This is a genomic window from Pseudomonas sp. 8_5_2, from assembly GCF_059295255.1.
On record NZ_CM181238.1, the window covers coordinates 2969191 to 2994553 of the forward strand.

Annotated in this window: 24 protein-coding genes and 1 pseudogene; 11 read left to right on the plus strand and 14 right to left on the minus strand. The window is 63.9% G+C overall.

Annotated elements, in window-relative coordinates; genetic code table 11:
• Window positions 1-205: 205 nt before the first annotated feature.
• On the plus strand, window positions 206-4345 hold the full coding sequence (locus tag AC5O5R_RS13670) for a CheR family methyltransferase (protein ID WP_494514456.1): 4140 nt from the start codon (window positions 206-208) through the stop codon (window positions 4343-4345).
• A gap of 42 nt (window positions 4346-4387) precedes the next feature.
• On the opposite strand, the gene AC5O5R_RS13675 is transcribed toward AC5O5R_RS13670, so the two are convergent.
• Together AC5O5R_RS13675 and AC5O5R_RS13680 are read right to left on the minus strand one after the other, a co-directional pair.
• Window positions 4388-4951, minus strand: a complete 564-nt coding sequence (locus AC5O5R_RS13675) for an ATP-dependent Clp protease proteolytic subunit (protein ID WP_372242461.1) — start codon at window positions 4949-4951, stop codon at window positions 4388-4390.
• Window positions 4952-4989: 38 nt separating this feature from the next.
• Complete coding sequence (locus AC5O5R_RS13680) at window positions 4990-5376, minus strand: low affinity iron permease family protein (RefSeq protein WP_172230796.1); 387 nt, start codon at window positions 5374-5376, stop codon at window positions 4990-4992.
• Between the two features lie 172 nt (window positions 5377-5548).
• On the opposite strand from AC5O5R_RS13680, the gene AC5O5R_RS13685 reads away from it, so the two are divergent.
• From AC5O5R_RS13685 to AC5O5R_RS13705, 5 genes are read left to right on the plus strand one after another with little or no spacing between them, the layout of a single operon-like run.
• The gene (locus AC5O5R_RS13685) at window positions 5549-6466 is read left to right on the plus strand and encodes a DUF72 domain-containing protein (RefSeq protein WP_172230799.1); all 918 of its coding nucleotides are present in this window, start codon (window positions 5549-5551) and stop codon (window positions 6464-6466) included.
• On the plus strand, window positions 6463-7248 hold the full coding sequence (locus AC5O5R_RS13690; protein ID WP_172230802.1) for an endonuclease/exonuclease/phosphatase family protein: 786 nt from the start codon (window positions 6463-6465) through the stop codon (window positions 7246-7248). Before AC5O5R_RS13685 ends, AC5O5R_RS13690 begins: the two co-directional genes overlap by 4 nt.
• Window positions 7245-8447, plus strand: a complete 1203-nt coding sequence (gene clsB / locus AC5O5R_RS13695) for a cardiolipin synthase ClsB (protein WP_172230805.1) — start codon at window positions 7245-7247, stop codon at window positions 8445-8447. Before AC5O5R_RS13690 ends, clsB begins: the two co-directional genes overlap by 4 nt.
• Window positions 8447-9400 carry a lysylphosphatidylglycerol synthase domain-containing protein gene (locus tag AC5O5R_RS13700; protein WP_172285347.1) on the plus strand — a complete coding sequence of 318 codons (954 nt, stop codon included), beginning with the start codon at window positions 8447-8449 and terminating at the stop codon, window positions 9398-9400. Before clsB ends, AC5O5R_RS13700 begins: the two co-directional genes overlap by 1 nt.
• Window positions 9401-9428: 28 nt before the next feature.
• Window positions 9429-9857, plus strand: a complete 429-nt coding sequence (locus tag AC5O5R_RS13705; protein WP_172233703.1) for a hypothetical protein — start codon at window positions 9429-9431, stop codon at window positions 9855-9857.
• A 156-nt stretch (window positions 9858-10013) separates the two neighbouring features.
• On the opposite strand, the gene AC5O5R_RS13710 is transcribed toward AC5O5R_RS13705, so the two are convergent.
• Together AC5O5R_RS13710 and AC5O5R_RS13715 are read right to left on the minus strand one after the other, a co-directional pair.
• A complete protein-coding gene (locus AC5O5R_RS13710) occupies window positions 10014-10238 on the minus strand; it encodes a metallothionein (RefSeq protein WP_172233836.1) in 225 nt (74 codons plus the stop codon).
• Window positions 10235-10699, minus strand: a complete 465-nt coding sequence (locus AC5O5R_RS13715; RefSeq protein ID WP_494510964.1) for a phosphotransferase system, HPr-related protein — start codon at window positions 10697-10699, stop codon at window positions 10235-10237. The genes AC5O5R_RS13710 and AC5O5R_RS13715 overlap by 4 nt, the downstream gene beginning before the upstream one ends.
• Window positions 10700-10853: 154 nt before the next feature.
• Between AC5O5R_RS13715 and ligD the strand changes: the two genes are divergently transcribed.
• Genes ligD through AC5O5R_RS13740 form a run of 5 tightly spaced genes read left to right on the plus strand, consistent with a single transcriptional unit; the run spans window position 10854 to window position 16470 of the window.
• Window positions 10854-13352 carry a DNA ligase D gene (ligD, locus tag AC5O5R_RS13720; protein WP_494514457.1) on the plus strand — a complete coding sequence of 833 codons (2499 nt, stop codon included), beginning with the start codon at window positions 10854-10856 and terminating at the stop codon, window positions 13350-13352.
• Between the two features lie 40 nt (window positions 13353-13392).
• Window positions 13393-14436, plus strand: coding sequence for an acyl-CoA dehydrogenase family protein (locus AC5O5R_RS13725; RefSeq protein ID WP_172227415.1), 1044 nt, complete (start codon window positions 13393-13395; stop codon window positions 14434-14436).
• Window positions 14433-15188: a PIG-L deacetylase family protein gene (locus tag AC5O5R_RS13730; RefSeq protein ID WP_172227413.1), complete on the plus strand. Its 756-nt coding sequence runs from the start codon at window positions 14433-14435 to the stop codon at window positions 15186-15188. The genes AC5O5R_RS13725 and AC5O5R_RS13730 overlap by 4 nt, the downstream gene beginning before the upstream one ends.
• Before the next feature lie 11 nt (window positions 15189-15199).
• Entirely contained in the window at window positions 15200-15799 is a 600-nt protein-coding gene (locus tag AC5O5R_RS13735) for a class I SAM-dependent methyltransferase (protein ID WP_172227411.1), read from the plus strand.
• Entirely contained in the window at window positions 15796-16470 is a 675-nt protein-coding gene (locus AC5O5R_RS13740) for a glycosyltransferase family 2 protein (protein WP_172227409.1), read from the plus strand. Before AC5O5R_RS13735 ends, AC5O5R_RS13740 begins: the two co-directional genes overlap by 4 nt.
• Here AC5O5R_RS13740 and ku read toward each other — a convergent pair.
• From ku to AC5O5R_RS13790, 10 genes and pseudogenes are all read right to left on the minus strand, one after another.
• Complete coding sequence (gene ku, locus AC5O5R_RS13745) at window positions 16465-17325, minus strand: non-homologous end joining protein Ku (protein WP_172227407.1); 861 nt, start codon at window positions 17323-17325, stop codon at window positions 16465-16467. The genes AC5O5R_RS13740 and ku overlap by 6 nt on opposite strands.
• Window positions 17326-17397: 72 nt before the next feature.
• Window positions 17398-18303 carry an SDR family oxidoreductase gene (locus AC5O5R_RS13750; protein WP_172227405.1) on the minus strand — a complete coding sequence of 302 codons (906 nt, stop codon included), beginning with the start codon at window positions 18301-18303 and terminating at the stop codon, window positions 17398-17400.
• A gap of 126 nt (window positions 18304-18429) precedes the next feature.
• Window positions 18430-19017, minus strand: coding sequence for a 5'-methylthioadenosine/S-adenosylhomocysteine nucleosidase family protein (locus AC5O5R_RS13755; protein ID WP_172227403.1), 588 nt, complete (start codon window positions 19015-19017; stop codon window positions 18430-18432).
• Between the two features lie 45 nt (window positions 19018-19062).
• Window positions 19063-20220: a carboxylate-amine ligase gene (locus AC5O5R_RS13760; RefSeq protein WP_172227402.1), complete on the minus strand. Its 1158-nt coding sequence runs from the start codon at window positions 20218-20220 to the stop codon at window positions 19063-19065.
• Between the two features lie 7 nt (window positions 20221-20227).
• Window positions 20228-21181, minus strand: a complete 954-nt coding sequence (locus AC5O5R_RS13765; RefSeq protein ID WP_172227400.1) for a methyltransferase — start codon at window positions 21179-21181, stop codon at window positions 20228-20230.
• Window positions 21181-22515 carry an iron-containing redox enzyme family protein gene (locus AC5O5R_RS13770; protein ID WP_172227398.1) on the minus strand — a complete coding sequence of 445 codons (1335 nt, stop codon included), beginning with the start codon at window positions 22513-22515 and terminating at the stop codon, window positions 21181-21183. The genes AC5O5R_RS13765 and AC5O5R_RS13770 overlap by 1 nt, the downstream gene beginning before the upstream one ends.
• Before the next feature lie 21 nt (window positions 22516-22536).
• A complete protein-coding gene (locus tag AC5O5R_RS13775) occupies window positions 22537-22734 on the minus strand; it encodes a hypothetical protein (RefSeq protein ID WP_172227396.1) in 198 nt (65 codons plus the stop codon).
• Between the two features lie 60 nt (window positions 22735-22794).
• A pseudogene (locus AC5O5R_RS13780) lies at window positions 22795-22914 on the minus strand (KGG domain-containing protein); the annotation flags it as partial.
• A 204-nt stretch (window positions 22915-23118) separates the two neighbouring features.
• Complete coding sequence (locus AC5O5R_RS13785) at window positions 23119-24402, minus strand: NTP/NDP exchange transporter (RefSeq protein ID WP_172227417.1); 1284 nt, start codon at window positions 24400-24402, stop codon at window positions 23119-23121.
• Window positions 24403-24406: 4 nt separating this feature from the next.
• On the minus strand, window positions 24407-25315 hold the full coding sequence (locus AC5O5R_RS13790) for an aldo/keto reductase (RefSeq protein ID WP_172227392.1): 909 nt from the start codon (window positions 25313-25315) through the stop codon (window positions 24407-24409).
• Window positions 25316-25363 lie beyond the last annotated feature (48 nt).

A 25363-nucleotide genomic window follows, 5' to 3' on the forward strand; every position in this document is an offset into this window, starting at 1 on the left:
GAACACGCAAGGGCGCCAGGCGCTCAGTCGCAGTAGGCACTTGCGGACGAGTGGCGCCAAATGACTTCGCGGTCACCCATTGGCGGACTATCCGTTTGCGCACGCGCGAGTGCTCGCTGTTGCTTCGCAGGCCTGCCTATAATGGGGCTCACATGCCCGGCGATGCGTCGATGGGCCGTCTGTCAGGTCTGCACAAGGCACCGCCATGAAGTCGTCTGCTAACCAGCCCGCTGCCCCGCAGGACCCCAACCTGAGCCCAAGCCACCTGGACTTTCCGGTCGTTGGCATCGGTGCCTCGGCCGGGGGCCTTGAGGCCATCTGCACAATGTTCCGGCAGATGCCTGCCGATTCGGGCATGGCGTTCGTCATCGTGCTGCACCTGTCACCGGATCATCAGAGCGTCGCCGACCGTATCATCCAGGAAACCACTGCCATGCCGGTGCGCCAGGTGACCGAGCCGGTGCCGATCGAGCGCAACCATGTCTACGTCATTTCGCCGGCCAACAGGTTGTCGACCAATGACGGCTATTTGCGCGTGACGCCTGCCAACCGGCGCCGGGGTGACCATGTCGCCATCGACCTGTTTTTCCGCGACCTGGCCGACGTGCACAAGGACCATGCGTTTTGCGTGGTCTTGTCCGGCACCGGTGCCGATGGCGCAGTCGGGCTGTCGCGCATCAAGGAGCAAGGCGGGGTCACCCTGGTGCAAACGCCAGACGACGCCCAGTACGACAGCATGCCGCGGGCCGCGATCGAGACCGGGATGGTCGACGTCATCCTGCCCGCCGCCGAGATACCGCAGAAACTGCTGGAGTTGTGGCGCAACGCCCGCAAAGTCAGGTTGCCGCGAATCGATGACGATACCCTGCCGCCTCCGCTGGGTACCCGGGTCGGCGACCCGCAGGCCTTCGAGCCCCTGCTCGAAGAAATCCTCCTGCAGTTGCGCAGCACCACCGGGCATGACTTCCAGCACTACAAACGTGCCACCGTGCTGCGCCGCATAGAACGGCGCCTGCATGTGACGGGGCAAGCCGACCTTGGGGCGTACCTGCGCTACCTGGAGGAGCACAGCGAGGAGTCTGCGGCGCTGTTGGCAGATATGCTGATTGGCGTTACCAACTTTTTCCGCGACCGTGAAGCGTTCGAGGCGCTGGAACGGCATGTGCTGCCGCAGCTGGTCAGCGAACCCGAACCCGCCGAGGGTTCAGGCGAAATCCGCATCTGGTCCGCCGGTTGCTCGACCGGCGAAGAAGCCTACAGCCTGGCGATACTCGCCAGCGAGCAGCTGGCGCTGGAACAGCGCGCCAGCAAGGTCCAGGTGTTTGCCACCGACCTGGACGAGCGGGCGATCGGCATCGCCCGGGGCGGCTGCTACTCTGAGGCGATCGTCACCGATGTACCGCCTTCGCGGTTGCGCCAGTTTTTCGCGAAGGAGGACCAGCATTACCGGGTGCGCAAGGAAGTTCGCGAAAAAGTCCTGTTTGCCCGGCACAACCTGTTGTCCGACCCACCGTTTTCGCAGATCAGCCTGATCGTCTGCCGCAACCTGCTGATCTACCTCGACCGCGAAATCCAGCAGGACATCCTGCGCATGTTCCACTTCGCCCTGCGCCCCGGCGGCTATCTGTTCCTCGGCTCGTCCGAATCCGCCGACCTGGCCAGTGAGCTGTTCGCCGTGGTCGACAAGCGCAACCGCATTTACCGGGCACGTGACGTCAGTAACGCCGCGCGGCGCTCGGGCCGGCAGTTGCCGGGCCCGGACCTTGCCAATGTGCTGCAACCTGCGCGGGGTAAAAGCAAGCCCGGGCGCAAACCTGCCTATGCCGAACTGCACCACCGGGCGCTTGCGCGGCGGACCCCGCCCAGCCTGATCATCGATGGCGAAGGTACCATCCTGCATCTGAGCGAAGGCGTGGGGCGATTCATGCAACTGGGCAGTGGCGAACTCAGCCGCAACCTGCTGAACCTGGTGTTGCCGAGCTTGCGCCTGGCCTTGCGCAGCACCCTGTTCCAGGCTCGCCAGGGCACCGAAGCCGTGACCTCGCGGCCGGTAGACCTGGGCGAAGGCGCAGCACGGCTACAGGTGGAAATCACCGTCCAGCCGCACAAGGACGAGGCCAGCGCTGGCGAGTACCTGCTGGTGGTTTTCGAAGAACGCGCGCCCGACCCGTCACTGCCCCTTCCCGGCGCCATTCGCCAGACCGACAGCATGGTGTTGCACAACCTGGAGCGGGAGTTGCAGCGCACCCGGCTGCAGCTGCACGAAACCATTGAGCAATCGGAGATTTCCAGCGAAGAGCTGACCGCCTCCAACGAAGAGATGCAGGCGATCAACGAAGAACTGCGCTCGGCCAGTGAAGAGCTGGAGACCAGCAAGGAAGAACTGCAGTCCATCAACGAGGAGCTGCTGACGGTCAACTACGAGCTCAAGAACAAGGTCGAGGAAACCGACAAGGTCAACGACTACCTCAGCAACCTGATCGCCAGCACCGACATCGCCACGGTGTTCGTCGACCGCAACCTGCACATCCGCTGGTTCACCCCGCGCGCCACCGACCTGTTCAACATGCTGCCGGTCGACACCGGTCGTTCGCTGCTCGACATCACCCATCGCCTGGACTACCCGGCACTGGCCGACGACGCCCGTGCCGTGGTCCAGGGCGAAAGCATCATCGAACGTGAAATCGTCGGCCGGGACCAGCATTGGTACCTGGCGCGCCTGCTGCCCTACCGCTCCAGTGAACAGAAGATCGACGGCACGGTGCTCACTTTCATCGACATCAGCAAGAGCCGGGCAGCCGAAGAGCGCGTGCGCCTGGGCGAAGAGCGCATGCGTGTGGTTGCCGAGAGCACTCACGACTTTGCCATCATCCTGCTCGACGAGCAGGGCCTGGTGACCGACTGGAACACCGGTGCCACGTTGATCTTCGGCTACGCCAAGGCCGATGTGCTCGGCCAGCACTACCAGTTGATCTTCACAGAGGAAGATCGCCAGCACGGCGTACCCGAGCGGGAGCTGCAGGCAGCACGTGCCAACGACCGTAGCCAGGACGAGCGCTGGCATGTGCGCAAAGATGGCAGCCGCTTCTACTCCAGCGGCGAAATCTCCCGGCTCAAGGGCAGCAGCTTGCGCGGCTTCGTGAAAATCGCCCGCGACCTCACCGGGCACAAACGCTTGCACGACGAACAGACCAAGCAGCTGGCCGAATCGCAGAGCAACAGCCACATGAAGGACGAGTTCTTCGCCATCATGTCCCACGAACTCAAGCATCCGCTCAACCTGATCCAGCTCAACGCGGAGATCCTCCGGCGCCTGCCTTCGATTGCCCATATAGCGGCCGCGAACAAGGCCGTGAGCACCATCCGCGACGCGGTCACCAGCCAGGCGCGAATCATCGATGACTTGCTCGATGTAGCGCGTATCCGTACCGGCAAGCTCAAGCTCAAGACCGAACCGCTGGACTTCACTGCCATCCTGCAGGGGATCCACGCGGTGGTGCTGAGTGAGCAACCAGCCTGCAGCGTGGCGCTGGAACTGCCCGCGGACGGGCTGGCGTTGTTCATCGAGGGCGACAGCACCCGGCTGGAACAGGTGATCTGGAACCTGCTGAACAACGCCATGAAGTTCAGCCCGGCCGGCTCGGTGATCCGCCTGGTGCTGAGCCATGCGGATGATCAGCTCTCGCTGCGGGTTATCGACCAGGGTATCGGCCTGAGTGCAGGCAGCCTGGAGCATATTTTCGACCTGTTCAGCCAAGCCACGCCGGCATCGGGCAGTCACACCCGTGAAGGCCTGGGGATTGGCCTGTCGCTGGTCCGGCAGCTGGTGGAAGCGCATGGCGGCAGCGTGCAGGCGCAATCGGCGGGCATCGGCCAGGGCTGTACGTTCACCGTCAGCCTGCCCTTGTCCGCTGCCGGACGCCGCCCGTCTGCGGTGCCGGCCGAGGTGGACTACGCGGGTCGGCTCAGCGGCATTCACGTGCTGCTGGTCGATGACTCGCCTGAAGTGCTGGAGGTGATGCAGCAACTGCTGGAAATGGAGTGCGCCGAAGTCAGCGCCTTCAATGACCCGCGCCAGGCGCTGCAGGCGGCAGGGGACTCGACCTACGACATCATTCTGTCCGACATCGGCATGCCGGTCATGGACGGCCATGCGTTGATCAAGGCGCTGAGGGGCCTGCGCCACCTTCAGCACACGCCGGCGATCGCGCTGACCGGCTACGGCGCCAGTGCCGACCAGCACAAGTCGCGGCAGTCGGGCTTTGACCGGCACCTGAACAAACCGGTCGGCTACGACGACCTGGTGGAAGCGATCGAAGCCCTGCACGGCTCGGTGCCGTACTGACCGCACATCAGTCAGTACGGCATTACGAGCCAGTGGCTGGCCTCAGGCATGCACACTCCACTGGCTCACCTCCGACGCCAGCGGCATCTCGTCGATGGCATGGATCATGCCGCTTTGCAGCGCTTCTTGCGGGCCGAGTATGCGCGGGTAGGCCATCAGGTAGCGCGGTACATCCAGCACCTCGCTGCTGCCCTGGGTGCGCTCTGCCACGATTTCCGCATACAGCCGCAAGTCGTAGTCCAGACTCATGGCGTACTCGGCCATGCGGGCGTGGTCCACGGAGCCATGCAAAGTCCAGTGAAACGGGTGGAACAGGAACTTGCTGTGGGTGCAGGCAGTGCGGTGCTCGCCTGCCAGGAACAGGATGTTGCCCATGGACTCCACCGTCCCCAGGTTATGGGTGTGCAACGGAATCGGCAGGCCGCGCAGGAAGTTGTACAGGGTAAAGCCGTAGCTGCACTCCCCGCCCATGGTGGCGATGTTCAGCTGCAGCAGATCTGCGCCTTGTTGCATGGCTTTGGAGCAGGTATTGATCAGGTTGCCACAGGTAGATGAATTGATCGGGCCGGTGAAGTGGATGATATGTCTGGCCATGCGTGCCTCCAGGGTCTGGCAGTGCTTCTTCCGGTGAATCGGGCAGGCCTTCAGTCACCGGGTGGGTCCCGGCGGTCGGCCTGATGCGGGTCGAGCTTGCCCATGCTTTGGTACTGCTTGCGCAGGGCGTGCAGCTCGGCCGGGTCCATGTCTTCCAGGTCCAGCAATGCCTTGTGCGCACGCTTGGTGGTGCGCAGCAGTTCGTCGATCTTGATGTGCAGTTCGTCGTTGTCGCGGTTCTGGGTGTTCTGGATCAGGAACACCATCAGAAATGTGACGATGGTGGTCGAAGTGTTGATCACCAGCTGCCAGGTATCGTTGTAATCGAACAGCGGGCCGGTCACTGCCCAAGCCAGTATCAACAGAAAGGCGATGGCGAAGGTCTGCGGGCGACCCGCACAATTCGCCAGCCATTGCGCGAAACGGTCGAATTTCATGCTGTCGGTCCTCCCCGTAGCGCCAGGCTTGGGCTGCTTAAGGGTGGAATCGCGCGTGACGGCAAAGTTCAATCCGCGACCGTGCGCGCCGTCGATCTTCACCCTTGAACCCTTGTGCAGTTGCACGTGTCGCAATTGATGAACCGGGCAACGACGATCATGAGGAGGCAGCGTGAGCGAAGTGCGTATCGGCATTTCAGGTTGGCGCTATGGCCCTTGGCGCAAGGATTTCTACCCCAAGGGGCTACCCCAGGACGATGAGCTGGCGTTTGCCTCTCGAGCCGTGAACACCATCGAGATCAACGGGTCGTTCTACAGCCTGCAAACGCCTGACCGTTACCAGGCCTGGGCTCACGCGACGCCTGAGGATTTCGTGTTCTCGGTGAAGGCGCCCCGCTACATCACCCACATACGCCGGCTGAGGGAGATCGAACAGCCGATTGCCAATTTCTTCGCGTCTGGCCCGCTGCTGCTCGGTGACAAGCTAGGGCCGTTTCTTTGGCAGTTTCCACCCAACATGAAGTTCGACGAGGCGCTTTTCAGCGCGTTTCTTGACTTGCTACCCCGCGATGTTGCAGCTGCGCGGGCCTGTGCCGAGGGCTGCGCCGAACGCCTGCAAGGGAATGGCGGCACCGCCATCCAAGGCAATTACCGGCTGCGCCATGCGGTGGAAATACGCCACGAGAGCTTCCTGTGCGAAGCCTTCGTCAAGCTGTTGCGCAAGCACCACGTTGCGCTGGTGGTTGCCGACAGCGCGGGTAAGTGGCCGTACGTGGAAGATGTCACGGCCGACTTCATGTACATGCGCCTGCACGGCGATGTCGAACTGTACAGCAGCGGCTACACGGTGCGCGCGCTGCGGCGCTGGAAGCATCGGATTCAGCAATGGAGCCAGGGCAGCCAGGCCGATGATGCCAAGCTGATCGTCCCGGGCCCGCCGCCTCGGCGTGCTTCGCGGGATGTCTACTGCTACTTCGACAACGACCAGAAGGTGCATGCGCCCTACGATGCGCGACGTTTGCTGGAGAAGCTGCACCTGGACCACCCGCTGATGACCGAGCCCGGCGTGGCGCCGGAGGTGCCGCTGTGAACAGGACCCTGCCTGCCCCCCATTGCATCATCGACAAAGTTACCGCCGTACACCGGCTGAACGTGCTCACCCTCAACGTGCACAAGGGTTTCACCTTTTTCAACCGGCGCTTCATCCTGCCCGAGCTGCGCGAAGCCGTGCGTACCACCGGTGCAGACCTGGTATTCCTCCAGGAAGTGCATGGCAGCCACCAGCAGCATGCTGTACGCCACCCAGCGTGGCCGGAGGCACCGCAGTACGAATTTCTCGCCGATAGCATGTGGCCGCAATTTGCATACGGTCGCAATGCGGTGTACCCCCACGGCGACCACGGCAATGCCCTGCTTTCCAAGTTTCCGATTACCCGTTTCGACAACCTCGACGTGTCGGTACACGGCAACGAGCAGCGCGGCCTGCTGCACTGCCAGCTGGAAGTGCCAGGCCACGAACAGGTCCATGCGGTGTGCGTGCACCTGGGCCTGCGCGAAGCGCACAGGCAAAGCCAGGTGAAGCTGTTGCTCGAACTGCTTGACCGCCTGCCGCCAAAAGCGCCGGTGATTGTTGCCGGCGACTTCAATGACTGGCGGCTGAAGGCGGACGCAGTGCTGTCGCAGCGCCTGGTCGAAGCCTTTGGCGAGCGGTTCGGCACCCCGGCGCGCAGTTTCCCGGCGCGCATGCCGCTGTTGCGCCTGGACCGGATCTATGTGCGCAACGCCATGCCTGGCAAGGCCCAGGTGTTGTCCAACTACCCGTGGTCGCACCTGTCCGACCACGCCCCCCTGGCTGCGGAGATCGTTGTGTGAAAAGACCCTGGGTAGACGGTAACAGCGTGGAACTGTTGATCAATGGCGAGGCATTCTACCCCCGTGTATTCGACGCCATCGGCCAGGCACGGGAAGAAGTCCTGCTGGAAACCTTCATCATTTTCGACGACAAGGTCGGCCAGCAGCTGCAGCGGGCGTTGATCGAGGCTGCCAGCCGCGGCGTGCGGGTCGAGGTGGTGGCAGATGGCTACGGCACGGCGGATCTGCCCGACGATTTTATTGCGGCCATGACCGATGCCGGGGTCAGCTTTCACCTGTTCGACCCCCAGCCGAAACTGGCGGGCATGCGCACCAATCTGTTCCGGCGCCTGCACCGCAAGATTGTGGTCATCGACGGCGAGCTGGCCTTCATCGGCGGCATCAACTACAGCGCCGATCACTTGGGCGATTATGGGCCGATGGCCAAGCAAGACTACGCCGTCGCAGTCACCGGCCCAGTGGTGGCGCAAGTGCATGCAGTGAGCCGACGCCTGATGTCGCCTGTGCTCGAACCCCCCAGCGAGGTGCGACCCGTGACCGCGCCTACCGGCGAAACAACTGCGGTGTTGGTGGAGCGTGACAACGGGCAGCGTCGCACCGCCATCGAAGCGCAGTACCTGGAGGCCTTGCGCGCTGCCCGCCAGCGCATCGTGGTCGCCAATGCGTATTTCTTCCCCGGCTACCGCCTGCTGCGCGAGCTGCGCAATGCCGCCCGCCGGGGGGTGGAGGTGACCCTGATCATGCAGGGCCAGCCGGACATGCGCTGGGTGCGGGCGCTTTCACGGCTACTGTACAACTACCTGCTGCGCGATGGCGTACGCATTCACGAATACTGCCAGCGCCCGCTGCACGGCAAGGTGGCGCTGGTGGACGATGAGTGGTCCACCGTCGGCTCCAGCAACCTGGACCCGTTGAGCCTGTCATTGAACCTGGAGGCCAACCTGTTCATCCGCGACCGTGCCTTCAACCAGCAGCTGCACCAGCACCTGCGCACGCTGGCAAGCGAGCAATGCAAGCCGGTGACCCTGGAACGCATGATCCGCGGCTATTGGTGGCGGGCCCCGCTGATATTCCTGTGCTTCCACGTAGTTCGGCATTTTCCGCGCATTGCCGGCTGGTTGCCGGCGCACCGCAAACGCCTGAAATCGCTGCAAGCGCAAGTCCACACCCAAGGCAACCTGCACGAGGGCAATACCTGATGGAGCGCAAGCGCTGGCAAACCTGGGCCAAACGCCTGTTCACCGTGCTGTTCGTGGTGCTGATCCCGGTGCTGTTGTTCATGCTGGCACGCAATCTGGACTGGGGCGAAGTGCGCCAGTCATTGTTCGCCTACAAGCCTGGCGTTTTGGCGGTGGGCCTGGTGATGGCGCTGTGCAGCTTCCTGATCTTCGCCAGCTACGACCTGCTGGCACGCACCTACACCGGCCACACGTTGCCTGCCCGGCAGGTGCTGCCAGTCGCGTTCGTGTGCTACGCCTTCAACCTCAACTTCACCACCTGGGTGGGCGGCGTTGCGCTGCGTTACCGGCTGTACAGCCGGCTTGGGCTGGATACGGCCACCATCACCCGCATCCTCACCCTCGGCCTGCTGACCAACTGGATGGGTTACATGCTGCTCGCCGGTGGTGTGTTCGCGTTGCGTCTGGTAGAGCTGCCCGCGAACTGGGCGGTGGGCACTACGGGCCTGCAATTCATCGGCTTTGCGCTGCTGGCCATCGCCTTTGCCTATCTGTTTGCCTGTGGTTTTGCCAAGAAGCGCACCTGGCGCTGGCGTGATCACGAGCTGACCCTGCCTGGGCTGCGCCTGGCGCTGTGCCAGGTGGCACTCGGCGCCAGCAACTGGGCGATGATGGCCTTGCTGATCTACTGGCTGTTGCCCGACAAGGCCTTCTACCCCTCTATTCTGGGGATTCTGCTGATCAGTTGCGTGGCTGGGGTGGTTGCGCATATTCCGGCCGGGCTGGGCGTGCTGGAAACGGTATTTCTGGGGTTGCTGCATGGCCAGATGGGCCAGGGCAGCCTGGTGGCGGCGCTGCTGGCTTACCGGACCTTGTATTACCTGATTCCCTTGGCGCTGGCGGTGATCACCTATGTGGTGCTGGAAAAACGTGCCAAGGCCATGCGCCAGCGCGACAAACCAGCTTCGACGTGAATGACGGCCTGTGGCCGGGAGGTGTCCCATGCGTGTCTTTACGATGACATTGATGTTGGCAAGCCTGGCCAGCGGCGAGGTGCTGGCCGAGGCCTGCGATGTGGTCACCCGATCGTCCAGCGAAGCGGTGAAACCGGTGGCGCAACATACCTGCTACACCTTCGGCAACATGCCGCCGGAAGCGATCAACTGGTCGTGCAGCAACGAGAGCAAGGACATGCTCAGCGCGCAGAAGCAGAAGGTGGCGCGTTGCGCCGATGGCAGCGTGGGCAGTTGTATCGCACCGTTGACCCAGGAGGCGCTGGCCAATCCTGAAGCAGCCGGCAATGACCAGCCGTCCACTCGGCCTGGCTTGCCCAAGGATGCCCGGGTGGTGACCTATTACTACGATACACCTAGCCTGGGGCAGGCGCGTACCGAGTGTGAGCGCAGCAATGGGATCTGGCAGACGCATTGAAGGCCAGGCAGAACAGTCCCGGCAGCGCTAAACAGGCGCTTGCCACAGCATTTGCGTCGCCTATGAAATCGAGCGCCGCGCGGGCGGCGCTCGATCTCATAGGCGCTGCATATCTTGCGGCAAACACCTGCAAGCCGTTCAAAGTACTAGCATGAATCAGGGAGAAATCGGATCACTCGCCGGGAAGGTCTCATCCAGCGCATTGTCGACGCTGCTTTCCTTCACCTGCGCCACCTGTCCGCAATTGCAACCCGGCATACGGCACGGTTCACCGTTACGGTGCCCGCTGGCACAGGCCTCACAGCAGTAGGCCTTGCCGTTCTGAGGGGCGGCATCCACCGTACAGGAGCATTCACTGCACGCGCATCTTAACTCGCTCATGGCTTGCCCCCTTGGTCTTCGTCGATCACATCATCGGTCCATGGCTCGCCATCCAGCGGTGCGGAACGGGCCAGCTCGGCTTCATCCAGGCCGAACCCACCGCCGATCTCGTCAGCATCCACCTCGCGCAATGCCTCGTCCGCCGGGCCACCCTGGCCAGGCTCATGCGGGTCGCGGGCGCCGGTCTCGTCCAGCAGCGTATCGGGGCTCAGGTCGTCATAGGTCACGTTGTCCTCATGCAAGCTGTCACTCAAGGCCTCGCCCCCTGTCATGCCGCTCTGCGCCACGCGGCGCGGCGAAAATTCCTGGGCGACATCGGCTGCCGGGCGCTCATCCCCTACCCGCCCCTCGCGTTCATCCTGGCGCTCACTGAAATCCAGTTCATGGACGCTGCCCATGCGGTCTTCGGTGTCATCGATTTCGGTCGGTGTATACGGTTTGGGGTCATCAGGTCTGGACATGATCGTCTCCGTCAGTTGGCTTACCTTCGGTCGACTCCACCAAACCCAGGAAGATTCAGAGTTTTTCAGCGCGCTCGCCTCGGCGGATATTTTGAACTCCGCCGGGCCCCGCCGCCTCCCAACGATAAGACCGCGACTCGCCCCGGAGCCCGCCATGGCCAAACCCCTCGAGGAATACGCGCGCAAACGCGATTTCAACGCCACGCCTGAACCCAGTGGCAAGCGCAGCCGTGCCAAGCGGGCCCACGCCTTGCAGTTCTGCATCCAGAAACACGACGCCAGCCACCTGCACTACGACTTTCGCCTGGAGCTGGATGGCACGCTGAAAAGCTGGGCCATCCCCAAAGGGCCGTCGCTCGACCCGAAGGTACGGCGCCTGGCCGTGCACGTCGAAGATCACCCTCTGGATTACGCCGACTTCGAAGGCAACATCCCTGAGGGGCATTATGGCGCGGGTGACGTTATTGTCTGGGACCGGGGCATCTGGGAGCCCGAGGGCGATGCGCAGGCGGCCTATGCCAAGGGCAAACTGCGTTTTCGCCTGCAGGGCGAGAAGCTCAGCGGCGTATGGAACCTGTTTCGCACTCGCCTGGCGGGCAAGAAGGAACAGTGGATGCTGGTCAAGTCGCACGACGGCCAGGCCCGCAGTGAAAGCGAATACAGCATCGTCGACGACCAGCCCGACAGCGTCATCAGCGACCGCACCCTGGTGCCAAAAGGCAGTACCGCAAAAGCAGCGAAGCGAAAACCTGCCACCCGCAAGCGGGCAAGCACCGGCAAAGCAGCTGCATTGCCAACCCACCTGGAGCCGCAGCTCGCCACCTTGGTCGACTCACCGCCCACCGGTGAATGGCGCTACGAAGTGAAATTCGACGGTTATCGCATCCTGGCCCGGATCGAAGGCGATGACATCCGCCTGTTTACCCGCAATGGCCACGACTGGAGTGCCAAAATGCCGGGGCAATTGAACGCCTTGCGCGAGCTGGGCGTCGACTCGGCCTGGCTGGATGGCGAAATGGTGGTCAACAACGAACACGGCGTGGCCGATTTTCAGGCGCTGCAGAATGCGTTTGACTCCGGGCGCGATGAGCAGATCACCTATTACCTGTTCGACCTGCCGTTTCTGGGCGGCCGTGACTTGCGCCAGGTACCGCTGCAGGAGCGCCGCCAAGCGCTGCGCCAGTTGCTGGAGCACAACGAGGCCGACAACCTGAAGTTCTCCGCCGACTTCGACCAACCGGTGGATTCGCTGCTCGACAGCGCCTGCCGCCTGCAACTTGAAGGGCTGATCGGCAAGCGCCTGGACAGCCCCTACGTGGGCCGGCGCAGCGCCGACTGGATCAAGCTCAAGTGCACGCAACGCCAGGAGTTCGTGATTGTCGGCTTTACCGACCCCAAAGGTAGCCGTAGCGGTTTCGGCGCCTTGCTGCTGGCACTGCATGACAATGAAAGCGGCGCGCTGCGCTATGCCGGCAAGGTCGGTACCGGCTTCAGCAGCACCACGCTTGCCAGTATCCATGCCCGTCTCGAACCGCTGGAAATCGCCAAGCCCGCACTGCCCAAACCACCGACCGGGGCCGAAGCCCGCGGCGTGCACTGGCTGAAGCCACAGTTGCTGGCCGAAGTCGCCTACGCGCAGATGACCCGGGAGGGCATCGTCCGTCACTCGGTGTTCCATGGCCTGCGCGATGACAAACCTGCCACTGCCATCGACCTGGAGCGCGCCATGCCCGCCAAGACCGTGCCGAAAACCAAAAAGGCCAAGGCAGCGGATGAGTTTGACGACCTGCGCCTGACCCACCCCGACCGCGTCATCGATGCCAGCAGCGGCAGCACCAAGCGTGACGTGGCCGAATACTACGCAGCGGTCAGCCAGTGGATCCTGCCGCAGCTCAAGCACCGGCCGGTGGCGCTGGTACGTGCGCCGGACGGGCTGGCGGGCGAGCTGTTCTTCCAGAAAAACGCAGGCCAGCTGCACATCGCGCATGTGCTCAGCTACGAAAAAGCCGAGGCGGGTCAGGCGGCGATGGTCATCAATCGCCCGGACACGCTGCTCGGCGCCGTGCAGATGAACATGCTCGAATTGCACACCTGGAATGGCACTGACAAAGACTTCGACAAGCCAGACCGCTTCGTCCTGGACCTCGACCCGGACCCCGCGCTGCCCTGGAAAGCCATGCTCGAGGCCACTCAGCTGACCCTGACCCTGCTTGATGAGCTGGGCCTGAAGGTGTTTCTGAAAACCAGCGGCGGCAAAGGTATCCACCTGGTGGTGCCGTTGACCCGCAAGGCCGGCTGGGACGAAGTGAAGGACTTCAGCCATGCCATTGTCAATTACCTGGCCAAGCTGTTCCCGGACCGCTTGAGTGCCGTATCCGGCCCCAAAAACCGCGTGGGCCGTATCTTCATCGACTACCTGCGCAATGGCAAAGGTGCCACCACTGCCTGCGCCTACTCGCTTCGGGCTCGCGAGGGCTTGCCGGTTTCGGTACCCATATGGCGCGAAGAGCTGACACAGCTCAAGGGCGCCAACCAGTGGAACATCGCCAACCTGCGCGAGCGCCTGGCGGAGGTGGAAGACCCATGGGCTGACATGGGTAAAGTGCGGCAGTCGGTCACCGCCCGCATGCGCAAGCAGATGGGCCTCGAATGATGGCGTTACAGCCAATGGACATGACCCGGGAGACGCGCTGATGAGCATCGTTCAGGACTTCAACCTGACCAACCTCGACCGGCTGTTGCGCACCTTCGGTGAACGGCAGCAGCCTTTGAACCTGGACACGCAACTGCCCCAGCTTATCCAGGCCTTGCAAGCCGATCACCTGGACCTGCTGCCGTTGCCGGGTCAGGGCAACACACTTCGCCGCTGGCAGACCTTGGCCAGGGTGGCCGGCTGCGACCTGGCCCTGGCCAAGCTGTACGAAGGCCACACCGACGCCCTGGCCATACTCGCCGAATGTGCTGCCGCTCATCATGCTGCAGACGGTATCTGGGGTGTATGGGCTGCCGAGCCGCCTGGTGCACGTGCCCATATCAGCGCGCGGCAGGGTGACCAGGTGCGTCTGGTCGGCCGCAAGGCATGGTGTTCCGGCGCCTTGCAGATCGACAGGGCCTTGATCACCGCCTGGGACGAAGCGGAGCAACCGCAGCTGGTCGCGATCGAGCTGTCGCAACCCAGCCAGGAGTTGAACATCGAACACTGGCAAGCCGTGGGCATGGCGACCACGGCCAGCGTCGAAGTCGAATTCAACAACACCCCTGGCACGCTCATCGGCAAACCCGGCCAGTACCTGTCGCGCCCCGGCTTCTGGCACGGCGGCGCGGGCATTGCCGCCTGCTGGTACGGTGCGGCAGAAGCCCTGGCGGACTACCTGCGCGAGCATTGCCGCAACCCACGGCCCGATGTGCATGCCGATGCGCACCTGGGTGCTGTGGACGCCGCGCTGTTCGGCGCCCGCGCGGCGCTGCGCGAATGCGCTGGCTGGATTGACCGCCAGCCCGGGGCAGACGCCAGTTTCGAAGTGCGGCGCACCCGTGCGCAGGTCGAACAGGCGGTGGAGCAAGTGATCAGCCATGTCGGCCGGGCGTTGGGCGCGACCCCGTTCTGCCGTAGCAGCCACTTTGCTCGCTTGATTGCCGACCTGCCGGTATTCCTGCGCCAGAGCCACGCCGAGCGTGACCTGGCGGTCCTGGGGCAGCAGCTGGCACAAGTGCCGGCCGGGGCGTGGCAGCTATGAGCGAGAACCTGATACAAGCCAGCAGCGGCACGCCGTGGGCAGCCTGGCAGCAAGCGGCACTCCTGGCCCGCGCCACCTGGCTCGATGCGCGCCAGCTGTGCCCGCCGGGGCGCCGCCTGGTGCTGATCGCGCCACATCCGGATGACGAGATACTCATGGCGGGCGGCTTGCTGGCCGATTTCCAGGGGCGCGAAGGCGACTTGCTGCTGATCTCCGCCACGGACGGTGAAGGCAGCCATCCCGGATCAAACCAGTGGAGCGAGCATCGCCTGCGTCGGCAGCGTCCGCAGGAAAGCCGCCTGGCCCTGCAGCAGCTGGACCTTGACCTGGGCCGGGTGGACTGGCGCCGACTCAACCTCAAGGACGGCCATCTGCCTCGCGAAGAGGCGTTTCTGGTCAGCCACCTGACCCAGCTGCTGCGGCCCGATGACTTGCTGATGGCAACCTGGCGCGGGGATGGACATTGTGACCACGAGGCCGTCGGCCGCGCTGCCGCGCACGCCGCGCACGCCCGTCAGGTGCAACTGGCGGAGGTGCCGGTGTGGGCGTGGCACTGGGCGCAGCCTGACGACCCGCGCCTGCCGTGGCCCCGTGCGCACCGGCTGCAGCTGGATGAAACCCGCCTGGCGCGCAAGCGCAAGGCCCTGGCCGCCCACGCCAGCCAGCTGGAGCCGGATGGCACTAACCCGCCGGTGCTGCCGACGAACCTGCGTGACTGCCTGTTGCAACCTTTTGAACTGGTGTTTCTTTAAACGGAGTTGTCATGAGCCTTGATGCGCAGTATTTCGCTGACCTGTATGCCAGCAACGAAGACCCGTGGGCGTTCCGCACCCGCTGGTACGAAAAGCGCAAGCGTGAACTGGTCATGGCCAGCCTGCCGCGCCAGTGCTACCAGCGCGTATTCGAACCCGCCTGCGCCAATGGCGAGCTCAGTGCCCTGCTCGCCGACCGCTGCGCCGATCTGCTGTGCCAGGACATCGACCCCACTGCGGTGGGCCTGACCCGCGAGCGCCTGGCCGACGTCCGGCACGCCTCGGTGGACGCGGCACGGCTGCCCGGCGACTGGCCGGGTGGGCGGTTTGACCTGATCGTGCTGAGCGAAATCGGCTACTACCTTGACCCCACCGACTGGCTGCAGGTTATCGAGCAGTCGGCGGCCAGCCTGACCTACGACGGCGGCCTGCTGGCATGCCACTGGACTCACCCGATTGCGGGTTGCCCGCAGGACGGCCGCGAAGTGCACCGGATGCTGGCCAAGCACCTGCCGCTGTACCCGGTATTTCGCCATGAGGAGGCGGACTTCCTGCTGGAGTACTGGTCCAGCCAGCCCAGCGTGGTCGACCTCGACGAGACCTGCCCATGATTGCCGTGGTTATCCCTGCGCATAACGAAGCCCGCCGCCTTGGCCGCTGCCTCAAGTCTGTGCTGGCGGCGGCACGCCAGGCTGAACAGGCCGGGCATCAGGTTGAAATACTGGTGGTACTGGACCGCTGCAGCGATGGCAGTGCGGCCGTGGCCAGGCGCCATGCGGTGCACACCCTGGCTCTTGACGCGGGTAACGTCGGTAAAGCCCGGCGGGCCGGCGCGGCCTGGATGATCGAGCGCGGCGCCAGCTGGCTGGCCTGCACCGATGCCGATAGCCAGGTGCCGCCGCACTGGCTGGTGTCCCAGCTGGACTGCGGCACGGATGTGGTGTGCGGCACCGTGCACGTGCAGCGCTGGCAGCCGTGGCAGAAGGCGGCGTTGCGCCAGCTGTACCTGAGCCGCTACGAAGCCCGTGAGGGCCATCGGCATATCCATGGGGCGAACCTTGGGGTAAGCGCGCAGGCCTATCAGCGCATTGGCGGGTTCCGGCCATTGCCGGCGCATGAGGATGTGCACCTGGTCCGGGACCTGGAGGCGCTGGGCGTGCTGATCAGCTGGACCGCCCGGCACAGCGTGGCCACCAGTAGCCGCCGCGACAGCCGCGCGCGCGAGGGCTTTGGTGATTACCTGGCGAACCTGGAGGGCTTTGCACCGGTCGAGGGGTCATGACGCCTTGCGCGTACGCTTGGCAGGCTTCTTCTCGGCAGCAGGCTTCTTCTTGCTCGGTGCGCTGACCTTGCCACCCAGGCTGCGCTTGAGCAGTTCGGTAAGGTCGATGATGTCCGCGCTTTTCTCGGCACCGGCAGCTTCGCCCTTCTCCACCGTCTCGATCTTGCCCTTGCTGGCCTTCTCTTCCACCAGATCGAGAATGGTCTGGCGGAAGGCATCATGATACTCGTCGGGGCTCCAGACACCGGACATGTCCTCGACCAGTCGCTTGGCCATGTCCAGTTCGCGCTTGTCCACCTTCACATCGGTGACGCTGCTGTCGAGCTCCAGGGTTTCCAGCCCGCGCACTTCTTCCGGCCAGCGCAGGGTGATCATCACCAGGGCCTCGTCCAGCGGCCGTAGCAACGCCAGATGCTGGCGGGTATGCAGCACCACCGTGGCCAGGGCCACCTTGCCGGTGCTGGCCAAGGTTTCGCGCAGCAACGCGTACACCTTGCCGCCACGCCGGTCCGGGCTCAGGTAGTACGGCGTATCAAAATGCTGCAGCGGGATATCACCGGCATCGACAAAGGAAAAGATATCGATGGTCTGGGTGGCCTCGGGCCGCGCCTTGCGGATTTCTTCCTCGCTGATCACCACATAGCGGCCCTTCTCGTACTCCACCCCTTTGACGACGTTTTCCTTGTCGATGTCCTTGCCGGTGACCTTGTTTATCCGCTTGTAGCCAACCGGGTCCATGCTGCGCTTGTCGAGCCAGTCAAAGTCGACGCGCTCGGTGCGCACTGCGGTATTGAGCGCTACCGGGATATGTACCAGGCCAAAACTGATCGCGCCTTTCCAGATTGCCCTAGCCATGGACCTGCTCCTCGATTGCCTGCCGATATCACAAGTGACTGCTGGGGACCGCGAAGGTTTAACCTTGGCGCCCTATGGCAGCGGGTTGCCGCCGGTCACGCCGAAAATTTCACCGGTGATGTAACTGGACTCCTGGCTGGCCAGCAGCACATACACCGATGCGCATTCGGCTGGCTGGCCCGGGCGCTTCATCGGGGTATGCCCGCCGAAGTCCGGGATCTTCTCGGCTGGCTGGCCGCCGCTGGGCTGCAGCACGGTCCAGATCGGCCCGGGTGCCACGGCATTGACACGGATGCCGCGCTCGATCACTTGCTTGGCCAGCGCCTTGGTGAAGGCAACGATCGCGGCCTTGGTGGTGGCATAGTCGAGCAATGTGGCCGAGGGCTGGTAGGACTGGATGGAGGCCGTGTTGATGATGGTTGCCCCGGCGGGCATCAGCGGGATGGCGGCCTGGCACAGCCAGAACAGCGCATAGACATTGGTTTTCAGGGTGTGGTCGAACTGCTCGTGGCTGATCTGGGTGATGTCCTTGCGGGCTTCCTGCTTGCCAGCGACGTTCACCAGAATGTCCAGGCCGCCCAGCTGCTCATGGGCCTGGTCGACCAGCTGCTTGCAGAAGTGCTCGTCCTTCAGGTCGCCGGCAATGGCGACCGCCTTGCGGCCCTCTGCTTCGATCAACTTGATCACTTCGCGGGCGTCGGGCTGTTCTATCGGCAGGTAGTTGAGGGCAATGTCCGCCCCTTCGCGGGCAAATGCGATGGCCACGGCCCGGCCGATGCCCGAGTCGGCACCGGTGATCAGCGCCTTGCGCCCCGCGAGGCGACCGAAGCCTTTATAGGTGTGCTCGCCGTGATCGGGTTTGGGTTGCATGTTGGCATCCAGGCCAGGTGCAGCCTGGCCTTGGGCCGGGAATGGCGGGTGTGGATACTGGGTCAGCGGGTTTTGCATGCTGAACTGGTCCTGGGGCTTGCTGGGCATGGTGCGGGTCCTCTGCGGAAAACAGGTAGAAGCCTTCGCGACTGTGTAGCGCGAAGGCAGTTCTTCCATTTCGAGGTAGTCCCGGCATCGATGGTTTTTTCGGCCCGCGCAAACACCGACCGGCGGTCAGCCCTGGCTGAACAGCACCCGTTTGAAGGCCTCGGCAGCCAGGTGCACCTGCACCGCCCAATCGCCCGCCGCATCACTGCCGGCGTCATCGGAGATGTACTTCAGGCAGACCAGCGGAATGCCTTCGCTACGTGCGATCAACGCCAGCACATAGGCCTCCATGTCGACCACATCATAAGGCGCGTCACCATGGTTGATCTCGAAACTGTCTCCGCTGCCGCACGTTTCCAGCGGCAAGCCCGGCACTGTCACGCCATGCTCCAACAGCACGGGGATATCCGATAACGGCGTCTCGTAGCGGGCGAAACCCAACGGCGTCACGTCCATGTCGCGCTGGACGAATCGGGTGCAACACACCACCTCGCCCTTGCCGTGGCGCAGGCTGCCGGCGGAACCGAGGTTGATGATGAGCCTGGGCCGGCGCGTAGCGATGGCCTTGGTCAGGGCGATGGCGGCATTGACCTTGCCGATGCCGGTGAACACGGTGTTCATCCCCGCGAACACACTGCCCGCTTCGGCCTCCAGGGCGAAGACAAAAAGCGTATCGGCCAACGAAATATCAGGGAATTGCTGGGCAAGGATCATGGTGCAGAACGTCCGGGTGGCTGGCAAAGGCGCCGCCATTGTCGTTCAACCCTCTGCGATTGCAAGTGCCGCGGTATCATGGGGGCGCTGTTTACCGCCCTCTTCCACCACCTGCTCAACCACCCTGCGCAGCGCCTGATGCGCTGTGGCGCCGTTTGCGCGTGCACGTTCGAAACAGGCCAGCTGCCGGTCTGCGCTGGTGCCAGCGTCCAGCAGGCGGCGCGCATGCAGCAGGGAGCGCTCGGCATCTGCCGTATCGACCGGGAAAGCCTCGTGCAACTGGGCGAGCCAGCCCCGGGAAGACACCGCCTGTTGTTGCTGCTGGCCGATGAATGAGCCGTGGCGACCATGGCGCATGGCGCGCCAGTAGTTCTCCTGCGCTACCCAGCGCAGCTCCCGTGCCGGGGGCGCGCGGTCGAGCCCAGGATCGAGGTTGTGCTCCACCAGGTGCCGAAACAGCCCGGCGATGCACAGCGCATCCTCCAGGTCGGGGCAGGCATCACAGATGCGCAGTTCTACGGTCGGATAGCGTCGCGAGGGGCGGATCGCCCACCAGAAATCCCCGTCCTCGGCCAGCACACCGGTGCGCTGCAGCAACGCCCGGTAACTTTCGTAGGCGGGCCAGTCGGGCAATGGCTCAGGCAAGCCCATGTGCGGCCATTCAGCGCAAATCACCCTGCGGTAGCTCATGTAGCCCGTGTGCTGGCCGGTCCATAGCGGTGACGATGTGCTCAACACCAGCAGCAGCGGCAGCCAGGGTACCAGCCGATTGATCAACTGCATCCGGTCGCATTCTGCCGGCACGCCCACATGCACATGCAGGCCGTTGAGCAAGCTGCGCCGCGCCACGTGCTGGTAGTCATCGAACAATTGCCGATAATGCGCCGATGCGGCGGGTTTCTGCCTGTGCCACTGGGCGAACGGATGGCTCGCGGCGCCATACAGGCCCATGCCTTCCTGGGCCACGGCTGCGGCCAGGCGCTGGCGGCCCTGGGCGAAGAATTCCCGCGCCTGGTCAAGGTTGCCGAACACCGGGGAAGCCACCTCGATCTGGCTGCGGAACATCTCCTGGGCAAAATGCTTGCCTAGCGCATCGCGGCAACGCTTGGTCACGCCCAGCGCCGGGGTCACCGGCACCCGACCAGTGGCCAGGTCGATCAACAGGTACTCTTCTTCGATGCCGAAGGTGCACGACCTGGCCATAGTCGGATTACCCGTTACGGGTGACGGTAAGCGCCACGGCCGCAATGCGTTCCACGTGCTCGTAGCCACGCTCATCCAGTTGCTCGCCGAAAACATCCGGGTCGATTTCCCGGTATACCCACGACCATTCAGGCCCTGCCAGCCGCAGGCGGACCGCTTCCAACAGGGCATCCCGCCCTTCGACCATCGCGACCCCGGTGTACAGCAGCAGCGATCCGCCCGGGCTCAGCCGTTCGCGGGCTTGCTCGACGATGCGCAGCGAAAGCGCTGCGCCCAGTGATCCACCGCCATGCCGATAGGTGCGCTCGCTCAGGTCAAGCATATAGGGTGGGTTGGCCACGATCAGATCGAACGTGCCGGTAATGCCGTCAAGCAGGTCACTGGGCTCGACCGAAACATTGCTGACACCGGCCAGTGCTGCATTGATGGCGGTGTAGCGCAGCGCCAGCGGGTTGATGTCGACAGCGCTGACCTGAGCATGCTGCGCGGCCCGGGCAATCAGCAGTGCACCGACGCCGCTGCCGCAGCCGATGTCGACCGCATGCTCGACCCGCTGCGGGGTGCGTTGCAGGTGGTCATGGATGACCTGGGCGAAGCGGTAGCTGTCCGGGCCGAAAAACACTGCATCGCTGGCGTCGGTGGGGTATGCCGAGTGCACCAGTAGCAGGTCATCGAGGGTCGACCAGCGCACGGTACTGTGCAGCAGTTGCCCGTGTTCGGTGACAAGATGGCCGCGCTGCAGTTGGCCCAGTTCATCAGCAGACAGCAAGGCTGGCGAGAACGGGCGGCTCCAGCCGAACACGTCGCGCAAGGTGCGGGCCTGTTCAGCCCCCTGGCGGCTGTTGACGCGGGCGTGGGTAGCGGGCGTGACACAGGTGAAACGGTAGCCGTCGGCACGTAGGCGCTTGCCTAGCTGCAGTAATGCCCGGTCGGTTTCCAGATGTTGTGGGTCGAGCATCATCAGCAGGGTTGCTCCTGAATCAGGCCGGTGGCGCGCAGATACGCGCGGGTCGCGATCAGACCCTCCGGTGCGGCATGGCGATTGCCGGCCATTTTCTCAATCAATGCATCGATATTTTCATCCTGCGACCTGCCGAGAGGTGCGTCCTCCGGCTGCACAGGAACATCCCAGCTGCCCGGCATGACGCGCCTGACGCGGGTTTGCCAGCCCGCCGCGATCCAGTCGTGCCACAGCTGTTTCTCGTAAGCGTTGAATACGCCGTACATGGGTGCCGACGGCCCTTCGATCAACGTCCACCAACGGCTCTGGGCCGGCTGTTCGCCGCGGCGGATCCAGCCCTGGGCCTGCAGCGCCTGCAGAAACGCTGGCATGGCGCCCGGCTCGGCCAGCCACTGGTTGACGGTACGCTGCTGCAGGCGGCAGTGGTCCGAATGCATGAACTGGCCGAAATTGCGCTTGTGCTCAAGCGCCCGCAGCAGCTCGGCCTCCAGGTCGAAGCGGCTGATCAGGCTTGGCGTATCGACACCCAGATCATTGAGGCGATAACCGAGCCTGACGCGCTCATAGAAGGCATGCTGATCGTGGGCGGGGCACAGTTGGCGCACTGCCTGGGTGGACAGGTGGGCATGACCGCTGGCAGCGTTATCGATAGTGACATGCAGCTGGAAGTACTGCCCATCGATGCCCAGCTCGGCCAGCTCGTAAGTGGTAATCAGCAGGTGCAACGGCGGTTGCTCGTAGCCGAGGTTGTAGCCGATCATCTCGGCAAGGAATGCGTCGCCGTGCTGCCCGAGCGCGAGCTGTATAGCACCCTGCAGGTAGCGTTCGTCCTCAAGTTCGGCTTGGCCCGGGCAGCCGATGCGGCTCATCAGCCGCTGATAGATCAGCACGTGGTTACAGCGCGGGTCGCCGCTGCCCAGTTCTTCCAGGTAGGTACGGATCAGGCCGTGGAAGCGCGGATCACCCCAGTGGCGCAAGGTGCTATGTAGCCATGCACCGTCTACTGCCTTGGTGGGCGCCACTTGCTGGAGAAACCACAAGGCCTGGGCACGGTTGGCAAAATAGCGCCGTGGCGCGCCTTGTCGACGCTGCTGCAGATACGCCGCATAGGCTTCGGCCACCTGAGCGGCATGCTGGGCACTCCAGGCTTGCAACTGGGCGGGATCAGCGGGCAGGTCGTCCGGCAGGCGCCGAGCGTGCGCCAGCTGTTCGTTCAACCACGCGGCGCTGGTCGTGTCGCGGCCTTCGAGCAGTTCGTGGTAACGAGCGTGAAGGCTGGGCACGGTCGCCAAGGCCTTACCCTTCACGGCGGTCTTGCAGGTCGTGACCGTCATGGCGTGTTCCTCATGCGCGTGTTATGGGCTGGTTTTCTGGCCTGGCATCGGCTCAGGGTCTGGCGCAGGTTGGGGAGCGGGTTTATCAGTGGGTTGCTGCATCTGCAGAGAAGGCTTGCTGGGATCGGAATCCTTGCCCGGGTGGTCGTTGTCGCGGTCGAAGCAGCCGCCGACCAAAGTCAGGGCGCCCATCAGGGCGATCAGGGGAGTCAGTCGCATAAGGAGCTCCTGCTTAATAAAATCGCAGTGCCAGGTTGCCCTGGCACTGCGTAGCCTCACTTACGAACGGCCGCCCTTGCGGCTGGTATCGCTGCTTTGGCCGCCACCGGAATGCTGGCCGCCTTTGCGCCCTGCTTCGGAAGCTTTCTCGCGGTCATTGGCGAAATTGCCTGGGTTCTTGCTACCACCCTGGCTGCCTTGTTGATTGCCGGTGCGGCTATTCTCTTTGTTGGCCATGGTCTCAAACCTCATATGACTTCGGAATGCACGGCTTTTTCGCCGTACACCTGTTCGGAGTTCCGGCATATGAAGGGATTCGGTTTATTGCGAAGCGTTCGGACCGGCGGCGTTAAATAAGCGGCGGCGCCATATTTGGTGCGCTTGTCAGTCGCGCAGCGGGCGTTCCAGGCAAGCCTGTCGGCGCCCTAGCCAACTCCCGGTAGCCGCCCAGCACAACGCAATCAGTGTGCCGATCAGCATCGCCAGCTGCGGGTGTTCGGCCATCACGTCCAGCGCCCGCTTCAGCCAACCGCTCAAGGCATCGCCGCCGCGGTAGACCACAGTGTCGATGAAGTTCTTGGCCTTGTATTTGTCCTCGGCGGGCAGCACGGTGAAGAGCATTTCGCGGCCTGGGCGCACCAGCGCGTACTCACCGGCGCGCCGTACCACCATCACCACCACGAATGCGCCGAACACGGGTGCCAGTGCCAGCCACAAGAAGCCAGCCGCCATTACCAGCGGTACCGCCACCAGCAATATGCCAACCCCCAGGCGCCGCGCCAGGCGGCCGGTAAGAAATACCTGGGTGATGATGGCCAGGGCCTGGACCACGCTGTCGATCAGGCCGAACACCTGCGTCTGTCGAGTGCGGTCAGTGAAGGTTTCGCTGACGATGCGCGCCTGCTCGAAATACAGGAAGGTGCTGACACTGGCCAGCAACACCACGAACAACGCGATGCCCAGCAGATACGGCGAGCGCAGCACGGCGGTAGCACCGGCAAACGGGTTGCCGCCCAGCGGCCGCGCGTCCGGGTGGCCGGCTTGCGTTGGCAATGGCTGGCGGGCACGCCAGCGCTGCAGGTACAGGGTCGCGCCGATGCTGCCGAGCAAAAAGGCGGCCGCCAGTAGCAGCAGCCCGGCATGCCCCAGTGGCGCCACCAGCAGCGTGCCCAGGATCGGGCCACTGAGCCCGCCAAGGCTGGCCCCGGCCGCCAGCAAGCCGAACAGGCGCTTGCCTTGCACAGTGGAGAACAGGTCGGCGAGCACGCTCCAGGCCAGCGAAATGGTCAGCAGGTTGAACACCGACAACCAGATATAGAAGGCCCGAGCGACCCACACATCGTCGGGCGCGCGGGCAAACAGCACGGCAAACAGCACAAGGTTGCTGGCGAAGAAGCCGTAAGTCCACGGCAGGATATGCCGGCGCTGCGCCCTGGACGCCAGCCACCCGAACAGCGGCAGGCACGCCAGGGTGGCGATGAAGGTGCCGGTGAACAGCCATTGCAGGTTGTCGACGCCACCGGCGACACCCATGGTTTCGCGCACCGGGCGCAGCATGAAATAGCCGGTGAACAGCAGGTAGAACAGCAGCAGGCCGGCGACGACCGCCGGCCCCTCGCCAGGCTGGATGTTCAGCCCTTGGTCCAGGCGCCGCCGCCAGGCCTGCATGGCGTCAGGCAAACAGCTTGATCAGCGCCTGTTGCTGCGCCTGGGTAAGCATCGGCTCATGGCCGGCCTTCAGCTGGTCGAGCTGGCGGTCGGGGCGGCTGGTGGCAGGAATGACCGTGGTCACCGCCGGGTGGCTGATGGCGAACTTGAGAAACAGCTGCGCCCAGCTGCCGATACCCGCGTCTGCAGCCCAGGCGGGCAAGGCCTGGTCCTTTACCTTGGCGAACAGGCGGCCATCGTCAAAGGCCCTGTTGATCAGCACCGCAATACCCTTGTCCTGGCACAGCGGCAGCAACTCGCGGGCGGCTTCGGGCGCGTTGACCGAGTAGTTGATTTGAATGAAGTCCAGCGGCTGGCTGCGGACGATGCTGGCGACCTCGTCCTGCCCACTGTTCAGGTAATGGGTGATGCCTACGTAGCGGGTCTTGCCCTGCTGCTTCAGTTCCTGGGCATAGGGCAGTTGCCGCTGCCAGTCGCGCAGGTTGTGGATCTGCAGCAGGTCGACCTTGTCGGTACGCAGGCTTTCGAGGCTACCAGCCCATTGCGCTTGCGCATCGGCGCGGCTGTTGGCGGCGATCTTGGTGGCAATGAAGCATTGCCGGTGCCAGCCGCCCTCCTCCAGCAATTGGCCAAGAATACGGTCGGCGCCGCCGTAGTTAGGTGAAGTGTCGATGACCCGCCCGCCGCCCTCGAAAAAGGCCTTGAGGACAGTTTTCAGCTGCTGGTACTGAGCCGAGCCGGCTTCCACTTCGAAACTGCCGGAGGTGCCGGCACCAATCACCGGCAGCGCCTCGCCGGTGGAAGGGACTTTGCGCGTCAGCAGCCCGGTCGGGGCAGCGGCGTGCAACCAAGGGCTCGCGGCAAGCAAACCCAAGGCGGCACCTGCGCGTAGGACATCACGACGTGCGTACATGGGAAAGCCCCCGTCATGAACCGGAAACTTTCAATGCTAGCCGCTCTG